The sequence below is a fragment of the Bacillus sp. G1(2015b) genome (genome assembly GCF_001482475.1).
Taxonomy (GTDB): Bacteria; Bacillota; Bacilli; order Bacillales; family Bacillaceae; genus Bacillus; species Bacillus safensis.
Window position 1 is genome coordinate 114,965 of sequence record NZ_LKIC01000012.1, and the last position, 25,625, is coordinate 140,589.

The following is a 25,625-nucleotide window of genomic DNA, read 5'->3' on the forward strand; positions in this document are numbered from 1 at the left end:
ACCTCCTCATCGGACAGTACCAACTGTCAGTTGTATCGAAAGAATTATTTTTTCTCATCTTTTTTTGTCTGAGAGGTTTTCTTTTTCGCTTCAGATTCTTTCTCTTTTTTCTCTTGATCGGCTTTTGATTGCTCTTTTTGTTCAGCTGTTTCATCTGTTTGGCTTGCGCCCGAGGAGTCACTTGTGTTTGTCTCGGTTGTTTCTTTTTCTTCATATTTCGCCATTTCTTTAATGATTGGATCTAGCTGTTTTTGTTTTTCTTCAGCAGAAAGGTTGTCATCGTTTTGAATTTCATTGCGGTAGGCGACGAGTGCCGTGAATATGTACCTGTCGTCTCCAAGCACCCGTGCAATATCAAGTGCTTCCTTGCTATTGCCTTGTCCAATATGAATCCAGAATAGGAAGTATTGCGGATCTGTCTGTAATGTGTACGTTTCTGTGATTTCTTTTTTATGCTGATCAAGTAAGAGGCTGCCTTGATTCGTTTGTACATACGAAATGGCCAGTTCATATTGAAGAGAGACTGGCATTTTATTGGCTGGATACTTCTCTAACGTATCCACCACTTGACTGTACTGCTTGTTGAGATAATATTTGTTTGCCTCGACGTATGCTTCTTGTTTTGGCATGGCAAAAAAGAAGGTGTAAATGGTGTACACCAATGCAGGGATTAGCAGAACAAGCAGACCTAGTCCGATGTATCGCTCAATCTTCCATTTCTTTTTAGGGATGGTTAATAGCGTTTTTTCTTTCGTATCGATTGCTTTGATCTTTTGCTCAATCAAAGCTGACAATTCTTCCAGCGACTTCGTTTCACTAATTTCTTTTGCCAGCTCAGATAATTTCAACGTTTCATTGTAAGCCACATATTCTTGAAATTGATATTCATGGTCAACCACTCGAAGAACGACGGCCTTGACCTCTTTTAACAAGCGATGTTCATCAGTTTCATATGGCGGGATGCTTTCTTTGACTCCATAATGCAAAAATGCAGGAGCTAAGCCTTGATGAAAAACAATGTTTTCAGGAGAAACAATAGGATGCAGCCGTTTCACGTCGTGTTTAAGAACTGCATCGACAAGCTGGTACGAAAAAATCCATTTGCTTTTTTCATCCTTTGCATGGATGAAACGAAATTCCTGATAGGCAGGAGGCGGTTGAATAGAAATGATGACCTCATCTTCAGTTAATTGAATCTCTTTCTGAAATGAAGGGTTGATGTCTTTGATCGGTGCCGCTTCTAAACCGTCTAAGAGTTTAATTGTCTCTTTTTGAAAAATAAAGGTATAGGTGCCTCCCTCTTTTTTCATGACTGCTTCTAATTGTTCTTCTAAATAGGAACTCTTTTTATCTGCCATTTACAAAAGTCCTTTCATAGTATTTCCAGCCTGTCTCCTGTGGTAATCCCGCAGTCTGACAGCTTATATTCGCCTGAAAACACAGCTTTCTTATTGACTACTCGCACCCATCCGCCTTCCCGCTTTGGAAGCGAGATTTGTTTTGCCTGCCAGGCGATATGGATGACTTGTTTAATATGTAAATAATTTGATAGTCTCAAATCAAACACACTGCCATCATAATTTTTTAAGTCGATGGTAATATCGATATACACAAATTTCCACCTCACAAAATAGAAAGAGCGCCGGCATCCATTGACAGACTCGGCGCTGTTTCTGCTTTTCACACTTAGAAAGGAAATCCCCTTGATTAGCCGCGGATTTGGCTTGCGATGTCTTGGTCAGTGCTTTCAAGTGTATTTGCCGTTTGATCAAGCTGATTGCTGACATCTGTTAATAGATCAGACATTTTGATAAATGAAGGCTTAAGCTGTTCGTATTGATCAGCAAATGCTTCACTAGAAGCACCTTCCCACATTCCTTTTAAATCAGAGATCATTCTATTTAGACGATCAACTTGGTTTAACACTTCTTGACTTTCAACACCATATTGCTTAGCGGTCGCTCTTAGTTCTTCTGGGGTTACGCGAATAATTCCTGACATATTCCTCATTACCTCCCGTGCATAGCCGCCATATAATGGGCTAATCCACTTATTTTTTGACGTTATTATTATAAAAACAGAAATGATACACAGTCAAACAAATCTGTTTTTATTTTACAAAATGAGTCTATAGAATTACTGGTTTTTCGCTTTTTATCTAGTATTTAACAGTTTTTTGGTCATATATTCTTAATAAGTATCCACCGACTTTGGTGGACCTTTCCGCCTATTGATTTTTTACTACGTTATTATTGTACTATTTCTTTTTCATCGTGCTTCAACATCCACTTTCTTGCTTCTCACACTTTTTGTTTTTTTAAGTTTATGGCAGTTTTTTGTTGATTTACGTACCTCATTCTCTTCATAATGTAAGTACGTGAAATATTCGAAAAAGCAGGGGTTTTTTATGACAAAAAAGACAGATCCGTTTAAGTATAGTCTTGATCGTTTAGAGGATGTGGCAGACCAAATAAGTGATGTGCTCAATTGCCCTATTACTATAGAAGATACTCATCATCGATTATTGGCATATAGCACACACAATGATTTTACTGATCCCGCCAGAACTTCAACCATTATCTCCCGCCGGGTACCGGAAAAAGTCATCAATCGGCTTTGGAAGGACGGCATCATTCCTACACTCCTTAAAACAGACGAACCGCTTCGTGTCCCTCAAATTGCAGAGGTAGGTTTATCTAGCAGGGTCGCCATTTCCATCTGGAAGGACAAAGAAGTGCTAGGGTTTATTTGGGCGATTGAATCTACGCAGCCATTTTCAGAAGAAGAAATGGACCTTCTCAAAATGGCAGCACATGCCGTGAAAAACAAATTACTCAATTTACAAATTCGAAAAACAAAAACAGAGGAACGCAATCAGGAGCTTTTCTGGAAGATGCTCACGGGTCATATTCATGAAAAGGATGAGATGCTTGACCTATTTTTAAGACTTGGCATCAGATGTCCAGACACATATGCCATCATCATCTTCCGTCTTCGTGACGAACTCACAGAGGAGACAGAAAAAAAGCTGTCCTATCTGCTTGAAACAACACAGCAAGTACAGGTATTGTTAACGACTGTTGATTTTCACGAATTCATTATTCTTGTCTCACCAAAAACAGAACATCCACTTCAAGATATTAAACAATTCACAAGCGGCATGCTGCAGCAGCTTGCGGACCGGTATCATATTCAGCATGTTCAGGCAGCAATTGGAGGAATTTACGATAACATCTCTCAAATTCAGCCTTCCTATAAAGAAGCACTGGCTGTATTAAAAACGAAAGAACGCTTTCCAGTTGAAACAGAACGTTTAAACAGCTTTTCTGAACTAGGCATCTATCAATATCTTGATGTGCTTGCTGAGAAGCGAAAGGGCTCTTCTTACTCCAGTTACTCTTTATCGAAGCTAGAGGATTACGATCTGAGGCATCATTCCAACCTTGTCGAAACACTTGAACGGTTTATTGACTGTGACAGCAATGCCAATATTGCCGCAAAGCAATTAAATATCCACATCAATACCTTAAATTATCGATTAAAACGGATTACAGACATCGCAGAAATTGATTTAAAAAACATGAATGAGAAAATGACCATATACCTTGATATGAAGCTAAAAAACGTCCATTTGTGAAATTTCACAAAGAGGCGTTTTTTTATTTTTTATTTCAACCGAAGAATTTTCTAAACTTTCAGGATACACTAGACATACAATATGAATAGATAAGCATAGGAGGAATAAACATGATCATCGGCATTCCGAAAGAAATTAAGAACAATGAAAACCGAGTGGCTTTAACACCAGGAGCAGCTTCTCAATTGCTTTCAGCTGGACATCAGATTTTGATTGAAACAAACGCTGGTTTTGGAAGCGGATTCACTGATGACGATTATGTATCTGTTGGTGCAGAGATTCTTGATCAGGCGAAAGATGTATGGGCATCTTCTGATATGATCATGAAAGTAAAAGAACCATTACCTGAGGAATATCCTTATTTCAGAGAAGGACTCATCTTATTTACGTACCTGCATCTAGCCGCAGAGCCCTCCTTGGCTGAAGCATTAAAACAAAAAGGCGTTACAGCCATTGCTTATGAAACCGTAACGGACGGAAAATCACTCCCTCTTCTCACACCTATGTCTGAAGTAGCAGGCAGAATGGCCGCTCAAATTGGTGCACAATTTTTAGAAAAGCCAAAAGGCGGAAAGGGTATTTTACTTGCAGGTGTACCAGGGGTATCAAGAGGAAAGGTCACCATTATTGGCGGCGGAGTTGTTGGAACAAACGCAGCGAAAATGGCAATCGGACTTGGCGCAGATGTCACCCTGATTGATGTAAATGCAGAACGCCTGCGTCAGCTGGACGACCAATTTGGCCATCAAATGAAAACGTTAATGTCCAACCCTGTCAACATTGCAGATTCAGTCAGTGAAGCAGATCTTCTCATTTGTGCTGTGCTGATTCCTGGTGCCAAAGCACCGACACTTGTGACAGAAGAAATGGTGAAACAAATGAAACCTGGTTCTGTCATTGTAGATGTAGCGATTGATCAAGGCGGCATTGTCGAAACCATTGATCATATCACAACCCATGACCAACCTACTTATGAAAAACACGGCATATTGCATTATGCTGTCGCCAACATGCCAGGTGCGGTTCCGCGGACATCAACTGTTGCGTTAACGAATGTCACTGTTCCATATGCACTGCAAATTGCGAATAAAGGCGCTGCTAAAGCCATTAGAGAAAACAACGCCATCGCAGAAGGCGTCAATGTCATGAACGGACATATCACGTACGAAGCGGTTGCTCGTGATCTCGGCTATGATTACGTACCTGTCAGCAAAGCCATCGATGCCACTTTTATGACCGAAGCTTAATCTACTCCCCGCCCTCTTGATGGGCGGGTTTTATTGTTAACCTTAAATAAAAACAAGTTGACAAAATTTCTTCTTCCCCTTAATCTATTTGTACAGATAAGACAGGGGGAAACATCATGCAAAAGAAGACACGAACTGCTGACTTTGTGCTAGTCGGAATGTTTGCTGCACTCATGGCTATCGGGGCCAATATTACATCCATTGTGCCGTTTTTACAGGTCGGCGGAATTCCACTTACGATGCAGCCGTTTTTTTGTGTGCTTGCCGGTCTCTTACTCGGCAGACGGCTCGGGGCATTAGCTATGATTGTCTATGCCTTGGTTGGAATTGCTGGTGCACCAGTATTTGCTCAGTTCTCTGCGGGCTTTGGGGTCATTTTAGGCAAAAGCGGCGGCTTTGTATTATCATACATCCCTGCTGCCTGGCTTGCCGGATTCATTCTGGAAAAAAGAAAAAGCCCTGGCTTTGGCCGATTTTTGCTTGCAGCCATTGCTGGTACGACCGTGATGTATGTGATTGGAACGACCTATACATACCTCGCATTAAATGTATGGCTCAATGCACCGATTTCCTATCAAACCACATGGTTCTTTATGATCTGGTTTATGGTAAAAGACTATGCATTGACTATATTACTTGCGATGCTGGCACCTAAAATTTATCGCTCTGTATCCAAAGCCACATCCTTTCGAAAACAAGAAGCTGTATCATAGAAAAAAGAGCCTGTCATCATTCAGGCTCTTTTTTCATCATTACTCAGCGTATTGATCTATGATTTGTTCTAGCATTCCTTCAAGCACTTCTACATTTTCAAGATCTGATGGACTGAAGCGGTAGCGCGCAAGCTGTTCTCCTTCATTATACATCTCTTCGAGCCATCCTCTCAGGCCTCTTGCTCTGCGGTCGACTTCAAAAACAATGTCTAAGCCGCCTTCATCTATCAGAAAAATCAGCTCTAGCTCATCAAGCATATAACGATAGTAGTCTGATGTCGGAATGAACTCGAATTCTTGGACGAATGGCAGGCGCCGCTGAAAGTAAGGTGCTTGCTCACAGTCTGCTTCGTTCAGGTGGAAGCCAAGATTTCTAGTGGCCTCCAGTACATTTCTCACCCAAGGATGTGCTTCAACGAAAATGCGGTCATAGTCAGATTTATCGATTCCGCCTTGGATATCAAGGTCTGTCATTACTGCAATTTCTACTTTTCCGATCGTCATTGGGGTATCGATAGGAAGAATAAATGAAAACGGAAATTCATGCTTTTCTCCAGGCTGAATGGTAAAAGAATCCGTCACCCGTAAAGTAAAGATATTCACATATTTTCTATGCTCTTCATCATCTTTCACAATCACATACTGTGTTTGAATCTTGACATTGATATAGCGGATGTCCTGAGCAATTTTTCCGCCCTTTACATGGACAGTTCCCTTTACTTCTTGTCCTGGAAAATAAGCGTTTTTCTCTAAAATGGTATCTACTTTTGCTGCACCAATCCCAGCACTTGCCGCTAGCTTTTTAAAAAATGACATATCCCATCTTCCCCTTTTCATTTTTATCAGCATATATACGTAAGATAGAGGAAGAAAGATTCATTTAATTCATACTTTTGTCCTAATTATTTTTTTATCTACGAACAACAAAAAAGCTTATAGAAAAAACATCATCGTTTTCTCTACAAGCTTTTCATTTTACAGAATAATCGCCGCCAGCCAGCCAAACAGAACAAGCGGAATATTATAATAGATAAAAGTCGGGACACAAGTTCCCCAAATGTGGTGATGCTGTCCATCCATATTCAATCCAGATGTTGGTCCAAGCGTACTGTCACTTGCAGGTGAACCTGCATCTCCAACAGCCGCAGCAGAGCCAATAATGGCAATGGTGGCCATTGGACTAAATCCTAAGTGTAAGCAAAGTGGAACAAAGATGGTTGTAATAATCGGAATCGTTGCAAATGATGATCCGATCCCCATTGTCACAAGCAGGCCGACAAGCAGCATTAAAATCGCTGCAAGGCTCTGGCTGTTGCCGATAAATTGGGAAGATGCTTTGACAAGAGATTCTATGTCTCCTGTTTTTGTTAAAACGTTGGCAAACCCAGCAGCAACAAGCATGACAAAACCGATAAATGCCATCATATTCATTCCAGATGTAATGAGTTCATCTGCTTCATCGCGTTTCATCATTCCTGTCACAAACAAGACAAGCAGTCCTGCGAGTGCACCGAAGATCATTCCTTCCACACCAAGACTTTGCGATAGATAAAGCTGGACAATCAACGAAACGAGAATAGCAAGACCGGCAAAGAATAAGCTTTTTTTCGTATAAGCCGATTTCTCTACATCTGTAATTTCACGATTCTCATATACCTTCGGCTTTCGATATACAAAAATGGAAACGATCAAGCCAAGAACCATTCCTGCTACAGGAATCAGCATTGCATATGGAATATCTGCTAAGTTTACAGTCAGACCCGCTTCCTTCATATTGTCACGAAGCATTCCGTGGAAAATCTGTCCAAAACCGACTGGAAGTAATATATATGGTGCAGTGAGTCCGAAGGTAATGACACACGCTAGCAGTCTGCGGTCAATCTGAAGCTCGTTAAACACCTTTAATAACGGCGGAATGAGGACTGGGATAAAGGCAATGTGAACAGGAACGACGTTCTGTGAAAAACAGGACACGATCAAAATGACAAGAACGATGAGCACTTTTGATAGTGTTTTCCGTCTTGAATCGCCTTCTTTTCCTAGAAGCTTCACTGCTCCTTCAACCATGGCATCTGGAAGACCTGTTTTCGTCAGCGCCGCAGCAAATGCCCCTAATAACGCATAACTAATCGCCACGGTTGCATTTCCTCCGAGTCCATCCGTAAAGGCGTCCACTGTTCCTCCCAAGCCTAATCCACCTGCAAGTCCGCCAGCTAAAGCGCCTATTGCTAGCGCAATCACGACATTGACCCGCAGCAAGCTTAATATCAACATTAAAACAACCGCTAAAACAACTGCATTCATGGTGAAACCCCCGAAATCCTTTAGTTTACTAATGTAGTAGATAATTAAAGTACCAACGTATGTTACCATAGAAAAAAAACTTCGTCAAATGGCGTATGTCCTACATAAAAAAAGCTCTGCCATCCGGCAGAGCCTTATCCCTTATTTTGTTCCTTCAAATCGTTCCACAAATGTAGCAAGTGATCTTACCATCACACCTGTTGCCCCTGTTGGCCCAAAGCATGAAGGTTTTTCTGTTGTTGCAGTTCCTGCAATATCTAAGTGAACCCAAGGCGTATCCTCTGCGAATTCACCAATGAAAGCCCCTGCCATGATCGCATGACCATCACGGCCTGGTGAGTTATTGAGGTCAGCCATTTTGCTGTTTCGAACTCGTTTCTTATCTTTTTCCGTGATTGGCAGCTGCCAAATCATTTCACCGCATTCTTCTGATGCTTCTTTAAACTGAGCGTACAACTCATCGTTATTAGTCATCACACCTGTTGTCTCATTTCCAAGCGCCACAATGACACCGCCTGTTAATGTTGCCACGTCTATAAGGATAGAGGCACCGTGCTGCTTCGCATATGTCACCCCATCTGCTAAAACAAGACGGCCTTCTGCATCTGTATTGAGCACTTCGATTGTTTTACCGCTTAGTGACACAATGACGTCATCCGGCTTCATAGCGTCTGCGGAAATCATATTATCCGTTGAGGCGATGACCGCAATGACATTTTGCTCTGGGCGAAGTTCTCCGATGATTTCCATTGCGCCTAAAACAGAGGCTGAGCCGCCCATATCTGTTTTCATGCCAACCATACTCGCTCTTGGCTTTAAAGAGTAGCCGCCGGTATCATACGTGATGCCTTTACCAACAAGGCCGATGACGTCTGTCCATTCTTCCTTGCCTTGGTATTTCAGCACGATGAGTTTTGGCGGTTCTGTTGAGCCTCTATTGACGGCTAAAATACCGCCCATTCCGAGCTCTTCCATTTGTTCTTTATCTAAAATTTCAATCTCAAATTCATATTTATATGCAAGCTCTGCCGCATACGAAGCGAGATCAGAGGATGTGAGCATGTTCGGCGGCATATTCACAAGGGTACGGGCCGAATTGACTGACTGTCCGTATACTTCCCCGACTTTCAGACTCGCTTGAATTTCAGCTTGATCATGCTCCGTCGTTGCATAAACAAACTCGATAAAGCGATCTGGTTCATTTGTTTTATGTTTAAAATCCTGTAATTCATATGTAGCTAAAAGGCAGCTTTCAGAAAGGGCATGGGCTGCATCTTGAGCAGGCAGATCCTTTCCAACAAACGTATCCAGCAAGACAGAAACCGCTTGCTTTTTATCTTGATGAAGCTTTTTAAATAAATGGGCAAACACTTCTTTTGCCTCTTCAAACGTGTAATCTGATTCCTTCCCAAGCCCGACAAAATAAATGCGTTTGATGCCTGTTTCAGGGGATGGGAAAAACTTCGAAAGCTGATTTCGTTTGGATGAAATATCGCCTTCTTTTAATAATTCAGTGATTCTTCCTTCAAGTAATTCATCCATTTCTTTTGCTTTTCCTGATAATTGGCTCTTTTGAAAAAGTCCGATCGCCAGTGTATCTTTATGCTGCAATTCATTTGTCGAGAAAAACATATTTATCACACGCTCCTTAATGAACTCCATTTTTCACATTGGAACTTCTATTATATCAAAATTTGCGTGCCTATACGATCATTGCCAGTCTGTCTTTACTTGATGAACATTTATATTTTCACACGTGGAAGGGCATCATGAAAAAGCACCGAAAACCTAAGCAGCCTGTCCGTGTTCTCCTCGTTCCACATCTAGTTTCTTTAATGTTATAATGAACATGGACTTGGCAGCATTTTTTACTGCTATCATTTTTTCATCATACTAGGATTTTTAGTTCATCATTTCGCACGATATTTTTTCTTAAAGAGAGGATGTTTCTTGTTCATGAGCGTACTGACGAATTTTCCGCTGCTTGCCAGCCTAGCAGCCATCTTTTTTGCACAATTTGTAAAAGTACCGATTCAATTTATTATTTCTAGACGACTAGATTGGTCGCTCATTACAAGCACAGGCGGAATGCCAAGTTCACACTCCGCAGCAGTAACAGCACTCTCCACAGCAGTGGCTTTAGAGCACGGGCTAGATACATCTATCTTTGCCATTTCCGCCATCTTTGCCATTATTACTATGTTTGATGCGACAGGCGTTCGCAGACAGGCAGGAGAACAGGCGACTGTTCTCAACAAGCTCGTAACAGATTTTAACCGATTTGTTTCCGAAGCAAAGAATTTCCCAAATGCGGAAGAAAAAGAAAAGCAAAAGAAATTAAAAGAGCTTCTTGGTCATAAGCCGATTGAAGTCTTCTTCGGCGGTTTAACAGGGATCTTGCTGACACTCATCTTAGATTATTACTTCATGTAGAAGCGAAAAAGCTTTGGACCTTAAATGGCCCAAAGCTTTTTTATTCTTTATTGGCTTGAAACTGCTGACGGAATACTTGCATCGATTCTGCTTCATTGAGCTGATTTAAGTCTTTTTCCGTTAACGTCCCTTCACCCTTTTTGATGATATACACATCGAGCACTTTTTTACCCCATTCTCTATACACATCATCAACGGTTTCATAGTATAAATCAAGCTTATGACCTTTAATCGCTTTCCCGGTATCTGCAACGACACCGTAGCCATAGTTTGGGATAAACAGCACCGTTCCAATCGGAAAAACGGATGGGTCGGCTGCCACTGTTGAATATAAATCACGTTTCACTTTGACGCCTGAATATGTAATGCCATATGCATGATGTTCCTTCGTTTTGCCTGTTGATTCCACACCTGCTGTATAGCCGGTTGCCACAACCTTCTGCTTCGGATAATCGTTCCAATTAAACGCTTCTTCGAGAGAAACAGATCGCATGTCTTCACTTTTGAGTGCCATCGTTTCCCTTTTTGGCTGCTGAAAAAAAGAAGATACTTGCTTGCCCGCATCGGTCTCTTTCACCCATGCAGCTAAATCACTTGGTTCGACTCCAGATATGCCCGTAAAGCTTGTCAAAAGCGCAATCATGAATAGCGCTGTCATGAACAATCGTTTCATCCATGTTTTCATCTCTATTTGTCACTCCTCTACCCATCTATTTGTTTCCAAACAAAATGGAAACTATGCAAAGGAGAAACAAAAAAACCCACTTGCGTGTCCACAAGTGAGTTAAAACATTTGATACCCTCTTTTTCGAAGTGCATTAATGACAAAACCTGATGCGATCGCACCGATCAGGCCGCTTAATAAGATGATGATATCTGCCGCAGCGAGTGAGACGATCCGGTCTCCTATTCCTGAAAAAGCAGTGCCAGGCTCTCTTACATAAGCGATCATCTTTTGATTGTTAATAATGAAAAGGCATACAATTGGATATAAAATAGCCATAATCCATGACATTCTCAGCAGCATATTGAGCAAAAAGCCAATGCCAAAGAATAACACGAAAAATAAAATAACTGAAATGATAACGACTGGTAAACTGATCACTTCATCTCCACCCCCAAATATCCCATCATTAGTTTAACTTGGAAATAGAGATGAAGTCAATCAATGGAAAAAGCAGAACGATTAACGCTTCTTTCCTGTCCCTTTACATTCCTCACACGTTTCAGATCCGCCGAGCAATAGCTGAAAATACCCTTTTCCTGAACAATATTGACAGGCTGATGTTTTTTCCTTTGTTTGTGCATTCATATTGCTCACTCCTTAATCTAAATTTTCTGATAATTCATCATAACATATTTTTCTGTCCAGTACCAAGTGAGAAAATATTCCGTCAAACATGAAAAAACGTGTACCACAGGGATACACGTTTTTGTCTATATCGGTTTAGAAGAACTTGAATTTTCCTTTTTTCAGAACAAGTCCTGGTCCGCCAACCATGAATAATGAACGGTTGTCGATGATTTTTTTCATTGCAGAAGCTTTTGTTCCTTGAAGTTTTTTACCAAACGCAACACCTACAGCGTCGTGTTCACCAAGAGAAGCAACTGTTCCTTTGATGTCTGGCTTAAAGCTTTCAAGAGAACCACCTTTTACTAGTGCAGCAAGGTTTTTCGCTACTGTCTCACCTTGCTGCATAGCGATTTGTGCAGTTGGTGGGTATGGACGGTTGATTTCTTCATTGATAATCAATGAACAGTCACCAATGATGAAGACATCATCATTTTCTGGTACACGAAGATCTGGAGAAACTTTTACGCGGCCGCGCATGTTTTCAAAACCAGCTTCTTCAACGATTGGGTTACCGCGTACACCTGCAGCCCAAACAACAGTTGCAGCTTTGATTTCTTCTGTATCATCGTCTTTTCCAACAATGATACCTTCAGGCGTACATTCTTTGATCGCTGTACCGATTTTGAACTCAACACCTTTACCTTGAAGGTAGTTCATCGCATAGTCGATCAATTCTGGATCGAATCCAGGAAGAGCTGTTGGCGCAGCTTCTACACAGATGATACGCACGTCTTTTTGATCAATGTCATACTCTTTGCAAAGCTCAGGCACACGGTTTCCAAGCTCACCAAGGAACTCAATACCTGTGAATCCTGCGCCGCCGACAACGATTGTCAAACGCTCTGGACGTTTTTCAGCATCCGTATTATACGTTGCAAATTGAAGCTCGATGTGCTCACGAAGCTGACGAGCAGAGTTGATGTTAGAGATTGAGAATGCGTATTCTTTCAATCCTGCAATACCAAATGTTTCAGGAACAGCACCAAGTGCAACAACAAGGTAGTCATAAGAAAGTTCGCCATCTGATGTCACAACTTTCTTCGCATCCTTATCAATGCTTTCAACTGTTGCTTGTACAAAGTTGACACGGGAACTGTTAATCACATCTTTGATTTGATAACGACAGCGGTCATGATGAAGTGTACCTGCACTTGCTTCATGTAACCATGTTGTTTCGTAATGATAATTATGCTTGTTCACAAGAGTAATTTCCGCATCATTTGTGCCAAGCTGTTTTGTTAATCTTGTTACAGTCATTAATCCGCCATAACCTGCACCTAATACAACGATTTTCGGTTTATTCACTGGAATCACATCCACCTTTTTTAAATTTGCTGTAAAACGGATAAAGAATTACATATCGTTATTCTCAACCGCTTTGCGGCATTTTATGAAATTTAAACAAAAAAATAAGTATGTGAAAATCTGAACTTTCACCTACATAAAACGAAAGCATTTGACCGTATCCGACAAAAATTCATAAAAAATTAATATTTAGTTCCCTTAACAATAATAGCGAGTTCTGCTCCAATTTTCAAGGCTTTAAACTGAAAATCCTTATGATAAACGGTCTTTCTCACTTTTTCCTCCTTTTCAAAGCTTCAGCATCAAAAAACGACAAGTTTTTCAAAACAAGTCAAACGACGATATGTGGTATGATATGATATAGTGATAACAATTTTCATTTGGGAGGATTAAAGGAATGCAAGAAGATTCTAAGGTATATGACATTACCGTTATCGGGGGCGGCCCAGTTGGATTGTTTACTGCGTTTTACGGAGGCATGAGACAGGCAAGTGTGAAAATCATTGAAAGCCTTCCTCAGCTCGGCGGTCAACTATCCGCTCTTTACCCTGAAAAATATATTTATGATGTGGCTGGTTTCCCAAAAATCCGCGCACAAGAATTAGTTGATAACTTAAAGGAACAAATGGATAAATTTGATCAAACCATTTGCTTAGAGCAGGCAGTTGAAACAGTTGAAAAGCAGGCAGATGGGATCTTTAAACTTGTCACAAATCAAGAGGTTCATTACTCTAAAACAATCATCATCACAGCTGGTAACGGGGCATTTCAACCGAGAAAGCTTGAATTGGATACAGCAGAATCATTTGAAGGAAGCAACTTGCACTACTTCATTAATGACTTGAACCAATTTGCCGGTAGACGCGTGGCCGTTCTTGGCGGCGGGGACTCTGCGGTGGATTGGGCACTCATGCTTGAACCAATCGCAAAAGAAGTATCCATCATTCACCGCCGCGATAAATTCCGCGCACATGAGCACAGTGTAGAAAACCTGCACAACTCGAAGATCAATGTACTGACTCCATTTGTGCCAACTGAGCTCATTGGTGAAGACCGCATTGAACAGATCGTGCTAGAAGAAGTCAAAGGCGACAAAAAACAAGTGCTTGATGTGGACGATGTGATCGTCAACTTCGGTTTCGTTTCCTCCCTTGGACCAATCAAACAATGGGGCCTTGAAATCGAAAAGAACTCCATCGTAGTGAAATCTACAATGGAAACAAACATCGAAGGCTTCTATGCGGCAGGAGATATCTGCACGTATGAAGGAAAAGTCAAATTGATTGCAAGCGGATTTGGTGAAGCACCAACTGCTGTCAACAATGCGAAAGCCTACATGGACCCGAAAGCCCGTGTACAGCCCCTCCATTCCACAAGCTTATTTGAAAACAAATAAGAACGGATCAAAAAAGGAGTTCCCACTCGAGGAACTCCTTTTTCGTTTATTTAAAAACCCCAATATAGGCATTTGCCATTCCAAGTACCATTGCAGCAAGCAGCACCACAACAATCCCTGCCACAACCAAAATCACCCGATCCTTCACACGTTCCTTTTTCGGAAGCGGCTTCTCAATTCCGCAAGATGGACACGTTTTGGAACGATACGGAATCAGTTCATGACAGTTCCTGCAATTGATTTGTTCACTCAAACCTCAGCAACCTCTTTTCTGACTACAGTTTATGTTTGGTTCTCATGATACTCTTTTCGAGTGGAAATAGCCAGTTGTTCGGGCCAGCTGTAACAAAATTGAGCGATTTATCAATTGTTAGAGAAAGGATGAAGATTTTATATGACCTACCCGATATAGGAAATGAAGAAGTTCATAATGAAAGATAGGTGTAATGATGTTAAAGCGTTTAATGATCAGTTTGAGCTTATTACTAATGATTGGTGGCTCAGTTGAACTTTTTGCAAAGGACTTTAACAAACGTAATGCTGAATTCGCAGCAGGGTTAAATATTGATAGTGAGCAACTAGAGCCTTTTTTAAATCATATCTCCTCTTCGATATTGGATTCTGGTTTGAATCATCAAGACATCAAACAGATACAGACTGAAATAAAGAGAATGAAAAAAAACAATGAAACGAGGAAAATCGGTACGTTTGAAGTGATATATCGCGGAGAACCAGCAAAGATTCGAGTTGAGGTGGAAGTACATGTGGGAGATGTAAATAAAGAAGTTTTGATTTATTTGTATAGTACACATGAGTTAATCTACATTCTCGACAAAGAACTTTTAAAAACCGAAGAAGAAATATGAGAAAGAGACGCTGGGTGAGTGTCTTTTTTCTTTGCTCTCAGTTCAATTAAAAAAGCCTCCTCGATCGTGTTGTTTAAAAAACAAACCATCAAGAAGACTTATCTTTATCCATGATTAGATATTAACACTCTTCCGGCGTACCGGTATTCGTCGCTGTTCTGAAAGAAGAACCGCACCCGCATGATGCGATGGCGTTTGGATTGTCAATCGTGAAACCGCCGCCCATTAGTGATTGTTTGAAATCAATGATGGTTCCGTTCATGATATCAAGGCTTTCGGAGTCGACAAGGACATTGATGCCGTGCTGCTTGAACTGCGTGTCTTTCTCTGAGACTTCATGGTCAAAGCCCATGCCGTACGAAAGACCGCTGCAGCCTCCGCCTTTTACGCCCACTCGAAGGAACGCATTTTCTTCTTCATGCTCTTTCATCATATCTTTAATCTGCAGTGCCGCAGCTTCTGTAATGATTACTGGTGTACTCATGATCATCCCTCCTTTTGACTGGATGTTTCTTTTTCAATTATAAACGTGATGATGCCTTTTCTCAAATAAATGGTTTAGAGATAAAATGTGCCGTCACAAATCGTTTCAGCAGGTCCTGTCATGAGCACGTGGTCATTGTCTTTCCAACGAATGATGAGGTCTCCGCCTGCTAAATGAACGGTCATGTCTGTTTCTTTTTTCGCCTTCCCATTCACAATTGTGGATACAGCCGCAGCACAAGCCCCTGTTCCGCAGGCCTGTGTAATGCCTGAGCCTCTTTCCCACACACGAAAATGCAGTTCGGTTTCACTGACAACTTCAACAAATTCTACATTAACGCCTTCTGGGAACATATCGTGTTTTTCAATGATCGGCCCAAGTGTATGAAGAGGCGCTTTTTCAATGTCCTCTAAATAAAAAACGATGTGCGGGTTCCCCATTGAAACGGCTGTTCCATTTAAATTCGCAGTGCCGAAATCAAGCGGCTCATTAATTGTTGTGCTGGCCGGTTCACCAAGCATCGGCATCGCTTCTTTTTCAAAACGCGGTTTTCCCATATCTACTGTGACTAGCTGAACATGACCATCCTGAGCGTGAACGGTAGCTTCAACAAGTCCTGACAATGTCTCAATCTGGAACGTTGTGTCCGTCACAATTTGATGCTCATACACATACTTTGCAACGCAGCGCAGCCCGTTACCGCAGTTTTTGCCCTCTGAACCATCATTGTTGAAAATGCGCATCTTCACAGGTGCAACATCTGATGGGCAAATCAGGATCATCCCGTCAGAACCGATTCCTGTATAAACAGAAGAAACGCGAATCGCTATTTCTGATAGCTGCTCTTCTGGAAGCTGTTCCTTCATCTGATTAACGTAAATATAATTATTTCCTAATCCGTGCATTTTCGTGAATTGAAATGATGTCATGAGCTTCCTCCAAAAATGTTGTTTCTTTATAGTATAAAAGGAGTCGATTCAGGAGACAATCTTATCATCCCCCGTTTATCATACATAGAAGCTCTTTGCTGCCATGGCAAAGGGCTTTTATTATGCATATGCCTCTTTTTCTCTCGTGTGATGCTTCATATTGATGATATTTTATTAGCATAACATATTGGATGCGCTTTCTATTCATTCTCCTTAAAAATGGAAGGTGGAAGAGTGAAAAAAATGCACCTCATGACCTATGTGGTGCATTTAAAACATGTCGTTTTCCTCTATAAAAGCATAAATACGCTCGACTAGCTGCTCTGCATTTTCTCCTGAAACAAATTCTCCATTCACAAGTGCAAATGGGGAGTCCATACATTTGCCGCAATAGCTTAAACAGCCGTATTCCATTACGTCTAGGTTTGGGTCTTTTTCAAGCTTCTCTTTTGCTTCTTGAGACCCTTGTGCAAGATTACTTACACAAAATTCGATCAGTGGAAACACTGTGCTTCACCTCACATTGCCTTACCATCCTACCGAAATTCCTTGTATTAGTCAAAATATGAGCTTCATCTGTATCGTTACGCCTATTCCTCGTAAAATGTTTTACTATTTAGGACTAACTGATGAATATGTAGGTTATTTTGAAACAATTATTGTGGTTTCACAGTAAATTCGATATAATTTTATTTGGTATTTTAACTTAAAGTTTTTTAGTATAAGTGTTTTTCAATGTCTACGGGGAAAAGGAGAATCGTCATGAAAAATTTAGTCTTGATCGGCGGAGGTTACGGGAATATGCGGGTTCTCCACCGCTTATTGCCAAATCAATTACCTGATGATGTCACTATCACATTAATTGATCGAAATCCTTACCACTGTTTAAAAACAGAATATTATGCACTTGCTGCTGGAACGATCTCTGATCATCACATTCGAGTATCTTTTCCAGAGCATCCGAAGCTGGATATTCAATACGGGGAAGTAGAAAAAATTGATATTGAAAACAAACAGATCTTATTCAGCGACCGTGAACCGATTCCGTATGATGATACGGTGATTGGACTCGGCTGTGAGGACAAGTATCATAATGTCCCTGGTGCAAAAGAACATACATACAGCATTCAAACCATTGATCAGTCAAGACATGCGTATAACAAATTAAACAATTTGAGCGCAGGTGCAACGGTTGGCATCGTCGGTGCTGGACTTAGCGGGGTAGAGCTGGCCAGTGAACTAAGAGAAAGCCGTGCTGATTTAAACATTATTCTTTTTGACCGCGGAGAGTTGATTCTATCAAGTTTCCCAAAAAGATTAAGTTTGTATGTGCAAAAGTGGTTTGAAGAAAATGACGTAAAGATTATTAACTGTGCCAATATTACAAAGGTTGAAGAAGGTGTCGTTTACAACCATGATGACGCGATTGAAGCAGATGTCATCGTGTGGACAGCAGGAATACAGCCAAGCAAAGTGGTACGAGAGATGGAAGTTGAAAAAGACGCACAAGGCCGCGTCGTATTAACTCCTCATCACAATCTTCCTGGGGATGAGCATGTATATGTCGTAGGTGACTGCGCAAGCCTGCCACATGCCCCAAGTGCACAGCTTGCTGAGGCGCAGGCAGAACAAATTGTCCAATCTCTGCAAAAACGCTGGAAAAATGAGCCGCTTCCTGAGGCTTATCCACAGTTTAAGCTAAAAGGTGTTTTAGGTTCTTTAGGGAAAAAAGCCGGCTTTGGCTTAGTGGCTGATCGTCCACTTGTTGGCCGGGTGCCAAGACTCCTGAAATCTGGACTCCTTTGGATGTACAAGCATCACAACGGCTAAAATCATGTGAATTTTTTCTCAAAGCTCCTTCGTGACGAGGGAGCTTTTTTTCTATGAAACGGCATGTGCCGATGAGTTGGTCCATTTGATCGGAGCAAGGGCAAGAATGCAGTCTTTACGAAAGGTTCTGATCGTCTTCTTCGATAAACAATACGCTTGGATAAGCTGATCCGTTTGACGGTGTACAATGATTTTTCTCTTTGTGCACTCTCCGTTTTTCTTCATATAAATCATCTCAATCGGTACTTGCTGATGAAGAGATTGTTTCAGTAAATAATTCATGATGCTCACGCTCCTTTCATTTCATTATAAACGAACAAGTGTTCTTTTTCAACACAAAAAGGAACGTTTGTTCGTTTTATTACTCAAAAAAAGAACAGCTTATTCACTGCTCTCCTTGTACCCGTATTTCTTCATTTCCTGATAAATGTCTTTTAATTTCGGATTGCCCTCTCCAACGATTTGATCCTCTACTAAGACAAGTGGATAAAAGAATTCATCATCAAGAATTCGTTCAGACAATTCCTTTTGTTGTTCGTTTTCTGGCGGGTGCTCAATATTAATATATGTGATGCGAAATGGCTGATTCGGATATTTTCGTTTTAATGCTGCATCTAACCATTCAAATGTATCTTTTGAAGAAGGCAGATTCACGCAGCTAGCGCACAGTACATCTCTTCCATATACATAAAGATCGACAGTTTTGTTCATTTGACAAGCCCCCTATTCTTTCTTCATTTTAGCTGAATTTTCTGGATGAAAAAAGTCAAAATCACTTTTTGTTTCAAGATGAGATTGTGCTATAATGAGAAGGAAACTTTGAAACCAATCAATAGATTTTTATCGTCCAGATGAATATAATGGTGATATGTTGTGAAAGGAGCGATTATATCTAATGACTGAAGTCGAAATGAAAGACCAAGTACAGGAAGTACTGGACAAACTTCGTCCATTTCTATTACGTGATGGTGGAGACTGTGAGCTTGTAGACATTGAAGATGGCATTGTGAAATTACGTCTTCTTGGTGCATGCGGCAGCTGCCCAAGTTCAACCATTACATTGAAAGCCGGTATTGAGCGCGCATTATTAGAAGAAGTGCCTGGCGTTGTAGAAGTTGAACAGGTTTTCTAATTCATATATGACATGAAAACGACCCAATTAGGGTCGTTTTTTCATGATTGACAAAGGCTTTAGCCCTTTGTCTTCTTTTCAGCGTGATATGAAAACCCTTGAAGTCTAGGAAGGACGAGTACTGGCGCGGAGCGAATTTTCTATTCGTGAGCACCAGCACGCAGGACTGACACCGAATGCGAGGGTTTGTCAGCACGCTGAAGGGTCGTTTTTTATTAGGCTAGCTTTTCTCTAAACCATTCCTTTATAAAGGTCAGTCTTTGAATACGCTGCCCCGGGTGGCCGCTTCTGGATAAATCATGAGATGCCTTCGGGAATTTGACCAATCTTGTGTCTTTCCCAAGCTCCTTCAATGCCACAAAAAGCTGTTCTGCTTGATCAACTGGGCAGCGATAATCTTCATCGCTGTGCAGGATGAGAAGCGGCGTGTTCATCTGCTTCACATATTTTAGCGGCGAACGATCCCATAGCTTATCGACAGAATCATAAATATCCCCATCAATCTGCCACCTTGTAAAGAAATAACCGATATCACTGATGCCATAAAAGCTTATCCAGTTTGAAATGGAGCGCTGTGTGACAGCTGCACGGAAGCGGTCGGTCTGACCGACAATCCAGTTGGTCATAAAACCGCCATAGCTCCCGCCAGTCACGCCGAGTCTTGTTTCATCAAGGAAATCATAGGCTTTGAGCACATGATCAACAGCCTGCATAACATCGTCATAATCAACGTCACCATAACTTCCTCTTACACGGTCGGTAAACATCTGTCCGTATCCATGACTTCCGTGCGGATTGATATACACGATGGCATAGCCTTCAGAAGCAAGCATTTGAAATTCATGAAAATACGTATAACCATACATCGCATGCGGTCCGCCATGTACCTCTAGAATGAGCGGATATTTCTCCCCCTCTTCCATCTTGGAAGGCTTCATAAACCAGCCATGCACCTCGTCGCCATCTTTTGACTGAAAAGAAAATGGTTCAGGTTCGGATACGACATACTCCTTTAGAAAATCATGATGCTCAAACGTGATTTGTTTTAGTTCTGTCTCCCCTAATGTCAGCTCATACAGCTCACTTGGTGAAACAGGTGAAAGCTGGCTGAGCAGCAGTTTGGTTTCTTCTGGATGAAGGCTGAAATTGGTGATATGTTCCGCCTCTAGTCGAACTGGATAGGCTAAACCTTCTATAGAGAAATAATAAATCCCTGTACTACCTTGATCAGAAACAAGCGTATAAAATCCTTGGCTGTCTTTTGTCCACTGTGGAACTTGATAGGCCTCTCCCATCACGCTATCTCCTGCCATACAGTTTCCAACATACATATCGAGCATTTCTGATAGCTGAACCGCCTTGTCTTCTTTCAGATCATACAGCCATAATGATGGGAAGGTGGCATTTTGGAATTCACGCTCATGACCAATATACAAAAGACTCTCTCCATTTGGAGAAAAAGATACGGTGGAATAAGCGCCGTTTGCTTGTGTGATCTTTTTTGTCTGACCATCTTCTAATGACAGAAGACACACGTCACTTATGTAAGGTATCTGTGGATTTAATTGAATAAAGGCAAGCCATTTTCCACACGGGGAAACGGTATGATTCATATGGTGAACCTGCTCGCTCGTGATAGGCTCTACCTCTCCTGAACGGATATCCACTTTCACGATCTGTGTGACACGCCCATCTAGAAAGCCTCTTCCATCTGCTTTATAGGTCAAATCATCATATACCGCTGGAGCAAATTCATCTTGCTCTTCCTTTTTTTCATCATGAACAGATTCTGATTGTTTCAATGACACAGCCGCATAAATGAATGCTGCGTCGGGAGAAAAGACAGGGTGAGATACTCCGTATGGAATCTTCGTTAAAGTACGCACGCCGCCTCCTTCGCTCTTTATGAGTGCGAGCTGAGGGACTTCCTTTGGCTTTTGCAAAATAAAAGCAAGCTGCCTGCCGTCCTTTGACCAAACTGGCTGATGATGCTTTCCATCCTCAAATGTCCATTGTGCCAGCTCCTCTGTCTCTTCATCTCGAACCCATAAATGGATATTGTAATCGTCCTTTTTCTCATTCACAGTGATTTTTGTAAAGACTGCCTTTTTTCCATCTGGTGAATAAACCGGATGAGAAACAGAAACAATCTTCGTTAAATCTTCTGCCGTCATCAATTTCTTCATGAATGTATCTCCCCCTTATATGCATAAAAAATAGTTCGATCCTCTAAATAATAATCCCTGCTTCTTCCCATAAAAACAAGCATAAAAAAAGAACGTGCAGATTTTACAGCACGTTCTCAGATTGCTGAAAAAGGGCTAAAATGATCTTTATTTTAGCTCTTTTTCTTCTTTTCAGCGTGTTTGAAAACCCTTGAAGTCTAGGAAGAACGAGCACTGGCGCGGAGCGAATTGAACATTCGTGAGCACCAGCGCGCAGGACTGACAAAGAATGCGAGGGTTTGTCTACACGCTGGGAACGTGCAGATTCACAGCACGTTCTTTACTTGATTAACAGGATGATGCTGCACGACAACACCTTCTACTGGCACCGTCAGCAAATCGACTTCGCAATGCGGGAAATTTTGGGCAAGCTGTTCTTTCAGCGCTTCTCCCTTTCCTTTTTCCACTAAGGTGAGGATCGTCGGCCCAGCACCGCTCAAAGCTGTACCATACGCTCCTTTGAGCGAAGCGACATGCTCTACCTTCGACAGCTCTGGAACGAGCATTGTTCGGTACGGCTGATGAAATAAATCCTTATTCATCATTTCTCCAACAAGCGGCCAGTTTTGTGTCATTAAGGCGGCAACAAGTACATTGCTTACAGCACTCGCACTAACAGCATGCTTATAGGAAAAATCCTCTGGGAGGACATCACGGGCATCCTTTGTGAGCACTTCATAAAAAGGAATGACCACGACAACATCTACATCCACATGCTGCACTTTAACGGCATGGGTTTTGTCTTCTTCATGAAGACCGATCAGTAAACCACCGAATAAAGAGGCACCCGCATTATCTGGATGACCTTCTACCTCACTTGCATAAAAGAGCTTCTGATCATCTGTCATATTTAATTCAAGAAGCTGATTGGCGAGTTCAATGGCGGCAACGATGGCAGCAGCACTGCTGCCAAGCCCCCGTGCCAATGGAATATCACTCCACACTTTGACATGAACAGGCGGGAGTGTTTTTCCAAAGTCATCTGCGACCTTTTTGGCTGTTTGATAAATCAGGTTGTCGGTGCCTGATGGAATTCCAGCTACGACATCTGTTTCTGCTTCAAACAGCCAGCTATCATGGTCATAGACCGATAGCTTTAAATAGCGGCTGAGTGCCATTCCAACTGAATCAAAGCCTGGTCCTAAATTGGCAGTGCTTCCCGGTACTGTGATTGAAAAAAGCATGGAGGCTTCACTCATACGCGTGCGGCCTTTTCTAAGTGTTCAAGAATTTGATCTTCATCTGCATCGAGTGTGACCGGCTTGATTTGCGAAATATCAATAGCCGTATTTGGATCTTTCAGTCCGTTACCTGTTAGTACCGCAACAACTTTACTGCCTGGCTTGATTTCACCAGATTTCACCTGCTTTAACACGCCCGCAATCGATGCACATGAGCCCGGTTCTGCAAACACACCTTCTTCACGTGCGATCAATTGATACGCATGAAGAATTTCCTCATCAGTCACTTCATCAATCTTTCCGTTTGATTCATCTGCGGCTGCCACAGCTTGTTTCCAGCTCGCTGGATTTCCGATACGGATAGCCGTTGCCACTGTTTCTGGCTGCTCAATCACTTCATTTCGAACGATTGCCGCTGCACCTTCTGCTTCAAAACCACGCATGACAGGCAGTCCAGTTCCTTTTTTCTCGTGATATTCCTTGAAGCCTTTCCAGTAGGCTGTAATGTTCCCAGCATTTCCAACAGGAATCGCCAGGACGTCCGGGGCAGAGCCTAGCTGCTCACAGATTTCAAATGCTGCTGTCTTTTGTCCTTCAATTCGATAAGGATTGACGGAGTTCACAAGGGCGATCGGCGCTTTTTCACAGATACTGCGGACGATTTTCAGTGCATCATCAAAGTTGCCGTCAATGGCAATGATCTCTGCTCCGTACATGACAGCCTGTGCAAGCTTACCGAAGGCAATTTTCCCGTCTGGAATGATGACAATACATTTCATATCAGCACGGGCTGCATATGCCGCTGCTGCTGCAGAAGTATTCCCTGTTGAAGCGCACATGATTGTATCATTGCCTTCTTCTTTTGCCTTAGCAACGGCCATGACCATTCCTCGATCCTTGAAAGAACCTGTTGGATTCACGCCTTCTGTTTTCACATGAAGCTCGATTCCCAGCTTTTCTGAAAGCTTGGCGAGATGGATCAGCGGTGTATTCCCTTCATTTAATGTTAGTTTAGGTGTAGATTCGTTTACTGGTAAGAATTCTTGAAATTCTTCAATGAGTCCATTCCATTTCATTAGCTTAAACCGTTCCCTTCTACTCGGTACGTGCTCTTCACTTGAACCACCACGTCGAGGTCGTTTAATTTTTGCAGGATATTTGAGAAATCTTCTTCTGAGGTCTGATGTGTAATAATTACAATTTCAGCCAGCTCATCGTGTCCTTTCACAGGAAGCTGAAGGATCTTTTCAAAGCTGATGCCTCTTTCAGAAAAAATAGATGTAATGCGGGAGAATGCCCCGACTTGATCTCTGACATGAATTCTTAAGAATTGCTGAGCAAATACTTCTGATGACGATTTGATCTTCTTCTCAAACTGCGGTGCGATAAATCCGCTTCCGTTCACGCCAAGGCGCATGTTTTTCATTACTGCGACTAAGTCTGATACAACAGCTGTTGCCGTTGGCAGACTTCCTGCTCCAGGTCCGTAAAACATCGTTTCTCCTACAGCACTTCCGTAGACATACACCGCATTAAATTCATTGTTAACGGATGATAATGGATGATGATCAGGAAGTAAGGTTGGCTGAACGCTGACCTCTACTTTCTCTCCGTCCCGCTGAGCAATTCCAATCAGCTTCATTGTATAGCCAAACCGCTTACTGAAATTAATATCCTCATCAGAGATATCAGAAATACCTTTCACCTTGACGTCCTCTAAATCTACATTCATGGAAAAGCCGAGTCTTGCAAGAATCGCCATTTTCCTGGCTGCATCCAGTCCTTCTACATCAGCTGTCGGATCCGCTTCTGCAAAGCCAAGATCCTGTGCTTCTTTTAAGACATCCTCATATGCGCTTTTATCGACATTCATTTTCGTTAAAATAAAATTCGTTGTACCGTTCACAATCCCCATCATCTTGGTGATTCGGTCAGAGGCGAGCCCTTCCTCCAGCGTGCGCAAAATCGGAATTCCTCCGGCAACACTTGCTTCATAATAAAGATCACAGCCATTTTCTTTCGCTACATGTAAAAGCTCCGTACCGTAAAGCGCCATTAAATCTTTATTGGCTGTAATGACATGCTTCTTCTCATTCAACGCATCTATTAAATATTGTTTTGTCTCTTCAATACCGCCCATCACTTCAATGATGACGTCGACCTCTGGATCTCTAATCACATCGTATACTTCAGTTGTGAAGACCTCTCTTGCGACATCCACATCTCTTTTTTTATCGGGATTGCTCACAAGCACTTTTTGTATTAATACCGGACAGCCGATTTGGTGCATTAATTTATCCTGATGGTTTTGGATAATTTTTACGACACCGCTCCCCACTGTTCCTAATCCTAATAGCCCAACTCGAATTGCCTTCACCTGAAATTCCACCTTTCTCCGTAAATGTCCTCTCTAAAAAGACATTTGTTAACCTTACACAGACATTCAATGTACACACATTATAAAGGGGTATCCTCATTTTGACAAGGTAATAAAATAAGAGATTGTCAGAATGAAACCGCTTAACAGCTATTTATATCAAGATTCTATATTTTCAAAATATTTTTGTCAGAAAAGCTCCCGAACACCGG

The 25,625-nt window shown here is 41.7% G+C and carries 27 protein-coding genes and 1 pseudogene; 8 read left to right on the plus strand and 20 right to left on the minus strand.

Annotated elements, in window-relative coordinates; all coding sequences use genetic code 11:
- Positions 1-44 precede the first annotated feature (44 nt).
- The 3 genes from essB to AMR95_RS08590 all read right to left on the minus strand — a co-directional run bounded on the left by essB (position 45) and on the right by AMR95_RS08590 (position 2,001).
- Positions 45-1,358, minus strand: coding sequence for a type VII secretion protein EssB (gene essB, locus AMR95_RS08580; protein WP_058838088.1), 1,314 nt, complete (start codon positions 1,356-1,358; stop codon positions 45-47).
- Positions 1,359-1,372: 14 nt separating this feature from the next.
- On the minus strand, positions 1,373-1,612 hold the full coding sequence (locus tag AMR95_RS08585) for an EsaB/YukD family protein (protein WP_003213579.1): 240 nt from the start codon (positions 1,610-1,612) through the stop codon (positions 1,373-1,375).
- Positions 1,613-1,707: 95 nt separating this feature from the next.
- Positions 1,708-2,001: a WXG100 family type VII secretion target gene (locus AMR95_RS08590; protein ID WP_003213769.1), complete on the minus strand. Its 294-nt coding sequence runs from the start codon at positions 1,999-2,001 to the stop codon at positions 1,708-1,710.
- A 406-nt stretch (positions 2,002-2,407) separates the two neighbouring features.
- Between AMR95_RS08590 and AMR95_RS08595 the strand changes: the two genes are divergently transcribed.
- From AMR95_RS08595 to AMR95_RS08605, 3 genes are all read left to right on the plus strand, one after another.
- Complete coding sequence (locus AMR95_RS08595; RefSeq protein WP_039181162.1) at positions 2,408-3,637, plus strand: PucR family transcriptional regulator; 1,230 nt, start codon at positions 2,408-2,410, stop codon at positions 3,635-3,637.
- A gap of 110 nt (positions 3,638-3,747) precedes the next feature.
- Complete coding sequence (gene ald, locus AMR95_RS08600) at positions 3,748-4,884, plus strand: alanine dehydrogenase (RefSeq protein WP_034282594.1); 1,137 nt, start codon at positions 3,748-3,750, stop codon at positions 4,882-4,884.
- Positions 4,885-5,000: 116 nt separating this feature from the next.
- Positions 5,001-5,597 carry a biotin transporter BioY gene (locus tag AMR95_RS08605; protein WP_058838089.1) on the plus strand — a complete coding sequence of 199 codons (597 nt, stop codon included), beginning with the start codon at positions 5,001-5,003 and terminating at the stop codon, positions 5,595-5,597.
- 39 nt (positions 5,598-5,636) lie between these two features.
- Here AMR95_RS08605 and AMR95_RS08610 read toward each other — a convergent pair whose 3' ends face one another.
- From AMR95_RS08610 to AMR95_RS08620, 3 genes are all read right to left on the minus strand, one after another.
- The gene (locus AMR95_RS08610) at positions 5,637-6,413 is read right to left on the minus strand and encodes a sporulation protein (RefSeq protein ID WP_058838090.1); all 777 of its coding nucleotides are present in this window, start codon (positions 6,411-6,413) and stop codon (positions 5,637-5,639) included.
- A gap of 159 nt (positions 6,414-6,572) precedes the next feature.
- Complete coding sequence (locus AMR95_RS08615) at positions 6,573-7,901, minus strand: Na+/H+ antiporter family protein (protein ID WP_024425962.1); 1,329 nt, start codon at positions 7,899-7,901, stop codon at positions 6,573-6,575.
- A 141-nt stretch (positions 7,902-8,042) separates the two neighbouring features.
- The gene (locus tag AMR95_RS08620) at positions 8,043-9,533 is read right to left on the minus strand and encodes a leucyl aminopeptidase (protein ID WP_058838091.1); all 1,491 of its coding nucleotides are present in this window, start codon (positions 9,531-9,533) and stop codon (positions 8,043-8,045) included.
- A 324-nt stretch (positions 9,534-9,857) separates the two neighbouring features.
- Here AMR95_RS08620 and AMR95_RS08625 point away from each other — a divergent pair, with 324 nt between their 5' ends.
- Positions 9,858-10,334 carry a divergent PAP2 family protein gene (locus tag AMR95_RS08625; RefSeq protein WP_024423347.1) on the plus strand — a complete coding sequence of 159 codons (477 nt, stop codon included), beginning with the start codon at positions 9,858-9,860 and terminating at the stop codon, positions 10,332-10,334.
- 40 nt (positions 10,335-10,374) lie between these two features.
- On the opposite strand, the gene AMR95_RS08630 is transcribed toward AMR95_RS08625, so the two are convergent.
- The 4 genes from AMR95_RS08630 to AMR95_RS08640 all read right to left on the minus strand — a co-directional run bounded on the left by AMR95_RS08630 (position 10,375) and on the right by AMR95_RS08640 (position 12,999).
- A complete protein-coding gene (locus AMR95_RS08630; protein ID WP_039181168.1) occupies positions 10,375-11,019 on the minus strand; it encodes a 3D domain-containing protein in 645 nt (214 codons plus the stop codon).
- A 99-nt stretch (positions 11,020-11,118) separates the two neighbouring features.
- Positions 11,119-11,439, minus strand: a complete 321-nt coding sequence (locus tag AMR95_RS08635) for a YuiB family protein (RefSeq protein ID WP_039181171.1) — start codon at positions 11,437-11,439, stop codon at positions 11,119-11,121.
- An 81-nt stretch (positions 11,440-11,520) separates the two neighbouring features.
- Positions 11,521-11,646, minus strand: coding sequence for a YuiA family protein (locus AMR95_RS19235; protein ID WP_158333015.1), 126 nt, complete (start codon positions 11,644-11,646; stop codon positions 11,521-11,523).
- 135 nt (positions 11,647-11,781) lie between these two features.
- Positions 11,782-12,999 carry an NAD(P)/FAD-dependent oxidoreductase gene (locus AMR95_RS08640; protein WP_181286107.1) on the minus strand — a complete coding sequence of 406 codons (1,218 nt, stop codon included), beginning with the start codon at positions 12,997-12,999 and terminating at the stop codon, positions 11,782-11,784.
- Positions 13,000-13,390: 391 nt separating this feature from the next.
- Here AMR95_RS08640 and yumC point away from each other — a divergent pair, with 391 nt between their 5' ends.
- Complete coding sequence (yumC, locus tag AMR95_RS08645) at positions 13,391-14,389, plus strand: ferredoxin--NADP reductase 2 (protein WP_058838093.1); 999 nt, start codon at positions 13,391-13,393, stop codon at positions 14,387-14,389.
- 46 nt (positions 14,390-14,435) lie between these two features.
- On the opposite strand, the gene AMR95_RS08650 is transcribed toward yumC, so the two are convergent.
- Positions 14,436-14,642: a hypothetical protein gene (locus AMR95_RS08650; RefSeq protein WP_024423352.1), complete on the minus strand. Its 207-nt coding sequence runs from the start codon at positions 14,640-14,642 to the stop codon at positions 14,436-14,438.
- A gap of 196 nt (positions 14,643-14,838) precedes the next feature.
- Here AMR95_RS08650 and AMR95_RS08655 point away from each other — a divergent pair, with 196 nt between their 5' ends.
- A complete protein-coding gene (locus AMR95_RS08655; protein ID WP_058838094.1) occupies positions 14,839-15,255 on the plus strand; it encodes a hypothetical protein in 417 nt (138 codons plus the stop codon).
- Between the two features lie 121 nt (positions 15,256-15,376).
- On the opposite strand, the gene AMR95_RS08660 is transcribed toward AMR95_RS08655, so the two are convergent.
- From AMR95_RS08660 to AMR95_RS08670, 3 genes are all read right to left on the minus strand, one after another.
- A complete protein-coding gene (locus tag AMR95_RS08660) occupies positions 15,377-15,739 on the minus strand; it encodes a HesB/IscA family protein (protein ID WP_058838095.1) in 363 nt (120 codons plus the stop codon).
- A gap of 74 nt (positions 15,740-15,813) precedes the next feature.
- Positions 15,814-16,668: a diaminopimelate epimerase gene (dapF, locus tag AMR95_RS08665; RefSeq protein WP_039181179.1), complete on the minus strand. Its 855-nt coding sequence runs from the start codon at positions 16,666-16,668 to the stop codon at positions 15,814-15,816.
- A 270-nt stretch (positions 16,669-16,938) separates the two neighbouring features.
- Positions 16,939-17,175, minus strand: coding sequence for a YuzB family protein (locus AMR95_RS08670; protein WP_008346813.1), 237 nt, complete (start codon positions 17,173-17,175; stop codon positions 16,939-16,941).
- 255 nt (positions 17,176-17,430) lie between these two features.
- Between AMR95_RS08670 and AMR95_RS08675 the strand changes: the two genes are divergently transcribed.
- Entirely contained in the window at positions 17,431-18,498 is a 1,068-nt protein-coding gene (locus AMR95_RS08675) for an NAD(P)/FAD-dependent oxidoreductase (protein ID WP_058838096.1), read from the plus strand.
- A 51-nt stretch (positions 18,499-18,549) separates the two neighbouring features.
- Here AMR95_RS08675 and AMR95_RS08680 read toward each other — a convergent pair whose 3' ends face one another.
- Positions 18,550-18,780: a hypothetical protein gene (locus AMR95_RS08680; protein ID WP_058838097.1), complete on the minus strand. Its 231-nt coding sequence runs from the start codon at positions 18,778-18,780 to the stop codon at positions 18,550-18,552.
- Positions 18,781-18,879: 99 nt separating this feature from the next.
- Entirely contained in the window at positions 18,880-19,209 is a 330-nt protein-coding gene (locus AMR95_RS08685) for a YuzD family protein (protein ID WP_058838098.1), read from the minus strand.
- Positions 19,210-19,330: 121 nt separating this feature from the next.
- Here AMR95_RS08685 and AMR95_RS08690 point away from each other — a divergent pair.
- Positions 19,331-19,630 (plus strand): annotated as a pseudogene (locus AMR95_RS08690) (NifU family protein).
- Between the two features lie 215 nt (positions 19,631-19,845).
- On the opposite strand, the gene AMR95_RS08695 reads toward AMR95_RS08690, so the two are convergent.
- The 4 genes from AMR95_RS08695 to AMR95_RS08710 form a co-directional block, all read right to left on the minus strand.
- A complete protein-coding gene (locus AMR95_RS08695) occupies positions 19,846-21,816 on the minus strand; it encodes an alpha/beta hydrolase family protein (RefSeq protein WP_058838099.1) in 1,971 nt (656 codons plus the stop codon).
- A 305-nt stretch (positions 21,817-22,121) separates the two neighbouring features.
- Complete coding sequence (gene thrB, locus AMR95_RS08700) at positions 22,122-23,054, minus strand: homoserine kinase (protein WP_058838100.1); 933 nt, start codon at positions 23,052-23,054, stop codon at positions 22,122-22,124.
- Positions 23,051-24,112 (minus strand): threonine synthase, encoded by a 1,062-nt coding sequence (gene thrC / locus AMR95_RS08705; protein WP_024423361.1) that lies wholly within the window; start codon positions 24,110-24,112, stop codon positions 23,051-23,053. Before thrC ends, thrB begins: the two co-directional genes overlap by 4 nt.
- Positions 24,112-25,413, minus strand: a complete 1,302-nt coding sequence (locus AMR95_RS08710; protein WP_058838101.1) for a homoserine dehydrogenase — start codon at positions 25,411-25,413, stop codon at positions 24,112-24,114. Before AMR95_RS08710 ends, thrC begins: the two co-directional genes overlap by 1 nt.
- Positions 25,414-25,625: the final 212 nt, after the last annotated feature.